Raw genomic sequence first — 1,729 nt, 5'->3', positions numbered from 1 at the left:
AGGAGCTTGTCGCGCATAGAACCGCGCCCCCTCTCCGCAGCCACCCGTGAAATCCGCGCAGATCCCAGTGACTGCAATGGTTCTGGGCGATACAATGGGGCATGGTCAAGCCCAAGTCGTTCCGGCCCTGGAACCCCGAGCAGACGCTGCTGCTGCCGCCATCACCGGTGGACTGGCTGCCGGAGGACCACCTCCTGTTCTTCCTGCTCGATCTGGCCGCTGAGCTGGATCTGGAGGCCATCCACGCCCACTACCGCCAGAAGGATCCCCGCGGTGAGAAGGCCTACGACCCACGAATGATGGTGGTGCTGCTTCTGTACGCCTACGGCGTCGGACTGCCCAGCTCCCGCAGGATCGAGAAGGCCTGCTGGGAAGACGCCGCATTCCGGGTGCTGACGGGCAACCAGCAGCCGGACCACAGCCGGATCAGCGACTTCCGCCGCCGTCACCTCAATGCCCTGGCCGGGCTGTTTGTTCAGGTGCTGCGGCTCTGCCAGAAGGCGGGGTTGGTGAGCCTGGGCCAGGTGGCGCTGGATGGCACCAAGGTGAAAGCCAATGCCAGCAAGCACAAGGCCATGAGCCACGCGCGGATGCTGAAGTCCGAGCGGCAGCTGGAGGGTGAGATGCGGGCGCTGCTGCGCAAGGCCGAGCTGATCGACGCCCAGGAGGACGGCCAGTACGGCAAGGGCAAACGGGGCGATGAGCTACCTGAGGAACTGCAGCGGCGTTCCAGTCGCCTCGAATGGATCCGCAAGGCCAAGGCTGAACTGGAGGCAGAGGCGGCGGCGGCCAAGGCCCGTCAACGGGACGAGCAGGCCGAGGCTGCGGAGCAGGACGTGGCAGAAGCGGAGGCCAGTGGCGATGAGCAGCGCAGCAAGCGGGCGGCACGCCGTGCCCGTGGTGCGCGCAAGCGGGCGGATGACGCTCAGAAGCTGGCGATCAAAACAGCCCTGGCCGCAGGCCTGGAATCACCGGCTCTCGCGGCAGAGCGTGATCCCCTGACGATGCCCAGCCGGCGACTCCCCACCAACGCAGCTGGCCAGCCCAAACCCCAGGCACAGCGCAACTGCACCGAATCCCGACAGCCACATCCTCAAGGGGTCGGACGGCTGGATCCAGGGCTACAACGCCCAGGCCGCGGTGGACGGTGACCACCAGGTGATCGTGGCCATCGGCGTCAGCAATCAAGCCAGCGATGCGGTGCACCTGCTGCCCATGCTGGAGAGGATTCAGGCCAACAGCGGCCGGCTGCCCGAGGCTTTGATCGCCGACGCCGGCTACTGCAGCACCGCCAACCTGGAGACCTGTGAGGCGATGGGACTGGCGGCCTACATCTCCACGAGCCGGCAGCAGCATGGCCAGAGGCCAAGGCCATCGCGGGGCCGCGCACCCCGGGATCTGGATGCCAGAGGCCGGATGAGCCGGAAGCTCAGATCCAAGGCCGGTCAGGCGATCTACGCCCTGCGCAAGACGATCGTCGAGCCGGTGTTCGCTCAGATCAAAGGGGCCCGAGGACTGGATCGCTTCCGGTTGCGTGGGCTGGAGAAGGTCGATGGCGAATGGGCGCTGATGGCCACCACCCAATAACCTGCTCAAGCTATTCCGGGCATCGATCGCGATGGCTTGAGCCTCGCCGCCAGGTGAACCAGCCCGATGATCGAGGCCACTGGTTCACGGAGGCTCAGTCACGGCCCCCTGCTGCTGACTCAAACGTGCGACATGCTCCTAG

At 66.2% G+C, this 1,729-nt stretch carries 2 protein-coding genes; both read left to right on the top strand.

From position 1 onward, the window contains the following. Positions 1 to 101: 101 nt before the first annotated feature. Entirely contained in the window at positions 102 to 1,151 is a 1,050-nt protein-coding gene (locus tag CJZ98_RS17635; protein WP_094592405.1) for a transposase, read from the top strand. Further along, positions 1,141 to 1,587 (top strand): transposase, encoded by a 447-nt coding sequence (locus CJZ98_RS17630; protein ID WP_157911093.1) that lies wholly within the window; start codon positions 1,141 to 1,143, stop codon positions 1,585 to 1,587. The genes CJZ98_RS17635 and CJZ98_RS17630 overlap by 11 nt, the downstream gene beginning before the upstream one ends. Positions 1,588 to 1,729: the final 142 nt, after the last annotated feature.

The sequence above is a fragment of the Vulcanococcus limneticus LL genome (assembly GCF_002252705.1).
Taxonomy (GTDB): Bacteria; Cyanobacteriota; Cyanobacteriia; order PCC-6307; family Cyanobiaceae; genus Vulcanococcus; species Vulcanococcus limneticus.
Note: the sequence above shows the minus strand (reverse complement) of the source record. Positions and strands in the feature narration are given on the sequence as shown.